At 64.6% G+C, this 2,643-nt stretch carries 3 protein-coding genes; all 3 read right to left on the reverse strand.

Features of this window, described 5'->3' with window-relative positions; translation table 11 throughout:
* Position 1 precedes the first annotated feature (1 nt).
* Entirely contained in the window at positions 2-889 is an 888-nt protein-coding gene (gene rfbD, locus JOZ06_RS02615; RefSeq protein ID WP_293228347.1) for a dTDP-4-dehydrorhamnose reductase, read from the reverse strand.
* Complete coding sequence (gene rfbB / locus JOZ06_RS02620) at positions 886-1,953, reverse strand: dTDP-glucose 4,6-dehydratase (RefSeq protein WP_293228349.1); 1,068 nt, start codon at positions 1,951-1,953, stop codon at positions 886-888. Before rfbB ends, rfbD begins: the two co-directional genes overlap by 4 nt.
* A gap of 27 nt (positions 1,954-1,980) precedes the next feature.
* A partial coding sequence (locus JOZ06_RS02625; protein WP_293228351.1) for a PLP-dependent aspartate aminotransferase family protein occupies positions 1,981-2,643 on the reverse strand: 663 nt, incomplete at its 5' end.

Below are 2,643 nucleotides of genomic sequence, written 5' to 3' on the forward strand. Positions count from 1 at the left end.
CCTACGGGGCTATCAACTGATCCAACACCCGGTCGACGCCATCCTGCCAAGGCGGCAACGTGATGCCGATATCCCGTTCGAGCTTGCCGCAATCCAGGCATGAATTGGCCGGGCGCGGCGCCGGCAGCGGGTAGTCGGCGGTGCCGATCGCCTCGATGTCCGTCACCTTCAACGTCATTCCGCGCTTCCGTGCGCCGTCGATGACGTAGCGGGCATAATCGCACCAGTTGGTGCGGCCTTGCGCCGTCAGATGATAAGTGCCTAGCGGCGCGCTGTTTGGCTGCGACAAATAGCGTTGCAGCTGGCGCGCGGTCATATCGGCGATCAGCGCGGCCGAGGTCGGCGCGCCGAATTGATCGGCCACCACGCGCAACGTCTCGCGTTCGCCGGCCAGCCGCAGCATGGTTTTGAGGAAATTGGCACCGTGGCGGCCGAATACCCAGCTGGTACGCAAGATCAGATGGCGCCCGCCAGCGGCGCGCACCGCCTCCTCGCCCAGCCACTTGCTGCGGCCGTACATCGAACGCGGCCCGGTCGGGTCGGTTTCGCGGTAAGGCTCGGCCCCATCGCCGTCGAACACGTAATCGGTCGAATAGTGGACGAGCAACGCGCCATGCGCGGCGGCCCAGCGCGCCATCGCCGCGGGCGCGGCGACGTTGACCGCCATCGCCGTGGTCTCGTCGCTTTCAGCGCGATCGACGGCGGTATACGCCGCCGGATTGACGATCATATCTGGACCGATCCGCGCCAGCAGCGCCTCGACCGCCGCCACATCGGTCAGATCGCATTCGGCGCGCGACACCGCCACCACCTCGCCCAACGGCGCCAAGGCGTCAGCCAGCTCGAAGCCGACCTGGCCGTTGATTCCCGTCAGCAGGATGCGGCTCATGCCGTTTCCCCGTATTGCTTGGCGACCCACTCGCGATACTGGCCGCTTTCCACGCTTTGTACCCAATCCTGGTTGGCAAGATACCATTCGATGGTCTTGCGGATGCCGCTATCGAAGGTCTCCGCCGGCCGCCAGCCCAGTTCGCGCATCAGCTTACTGGCGTCGATCGCGTAACGGCGGTCGTGCCCGGGCCGGTCGGTGACGAAGGTGATTTGATTCGCGTAGCTTTGGCCATCGGCGTGCGGCTTGAGTGCGTCGAGCGTGGCGCAGATGGTGTTCACCACTTCCAGGTTGGCCTTTTCGTTCCAGCCGCCGACGTTGTAGGTCTCGCCCGGTCGGCCGGCTTCCAGCACGCGGCGGATCGCGCTGCAATGGTCGCCGACGTAGAGCCAATCGCGCACTTGCTGGCCGTCGCCGTAAATCGGCAGCGGCTGGCCGGCCAGCGCGTTGCGGATCACCAGCGGAATGAGTTTTTCCGGGAAATGGTACGGACCGTAGTTGTTGCTGCAGTTGGTGGTCAGCACCGGCAGACCGTAGGTATGGTGCCAAGCGCGCACCAAATGGTCCGACGCGGCCTTGCTGGCCGAATAGGGGCTATTGGGCTCGTAGCGGTTGGTCTCCGCAAACGGCGCGTCTTGCGGCGCCAGCGAGCCGTACACTTCATCGGTCGACACATGCAAAAAGCGGAACGCCGCCTTGTCGGCCTGCGGCAACGCCTGCCAGTAGCCGAGCACCGCTTCCAGCAGCTGGAAGGTGCCGACGACGTTGGTATGGATGAACTCGCCCGGGCCGTGAATCGAACGGTCGACGTGCGACTCGGCGGCAAAATTGATCACTGCGCGCGGCTGATGCTCGGCCAGCAGCGCGTCGACACTGGCGCGGTCGCCGATGTCGCCGCGCACGAATACGTGGCGCGCATCGCCTTGCAGCGGCGCCAGCGTCTGCAGATTGCCGGCATAGGTCAGCTTGTCCAGGTTCACCACCGGCTCGTCCGACTGCGCCAGCCAATCGAGCACAAAATTACCACCGATAAAACCGGCGCCGCCGGTCACTAGAATCGTCATTGTTATATTCCAAGGGTGAAGGCCGCGTTATTCTGCCAGTGCTTGCGCCAGGTCCGCCAGAATATCGTCGATATCCTCGATGCCGATCGACAGCCGCAACTGGCCCTCGCGCACGCCCAGCTGCAGCTTGAGCTCCGCCGGCATGGCACCGTGCGACATCGTCGCCGAATGGTTGACCAGCGACTCGACCCCGCCCAGCGACTCCGCCAGTGCGAACAACTGCAGCCGCTCGGCCACCCGTCCCGCCGCATCGCGGGTGTTTTCCTTCAGGTACACGGTAACGATACCGCCAAAGCGCTTCATCTGCCGTGCCGCCAATGCGTGCCCCGGGTGCTCCGGCAATCCCGGATAGAACACTTTTTCAATGCCCGGTTGCTTAACGAGCCAAGCCGCGACCCGCTCGGCGTTGTCGCAATGCCGCTCCATGCGCAGCGCCAGTGTCTTGATGCCGCGCAGCGTCAAAAAGCAGTCCTGCGGCCCCGGCACGCCGCCCGAAGCGCTCTGGATAAAGCGGATCGCCTGGTAAAGCGCGGGGTCGTTGACCGCCACCAGTCCCAACAGCACGTCGGAGTGGCCGGCCAGATATTTGGTGGCCGAGTGCACGACGATATCGGCGCCTTGATCGAGCGGGTTTTGCAGATAGGGCGTGGCGAAGGTGTTGTCGACCGCCACCGTCACCTGATGGCGGTG

The organism is Paludibacterium sp. (assembly GCF_019232825.1).
Classification (GTDB): domain Bacteria; phylum Pseudomonadota; class Gammaproteobacteria; order Burkholderiales; family Chromobacteriaceae; genus Paludibacterium.

Bases quoted from the DNA above. Each gene is read 5' to 3' on its own strand.
- rfbD (WP_293228347.1), bottom strand. From the start codon at position 889: ATGAGCCGCATCCTGCTGACGGGAATCAACGGCCAGGTCGGCTTCGAG.
- rfbB (WP_293228349.1), bottom strand. From the start codon at position 1,953: ATGACGATTCTAGTGACCGGCGGCGCCGGTTTTATCGGTGGTAATTTT.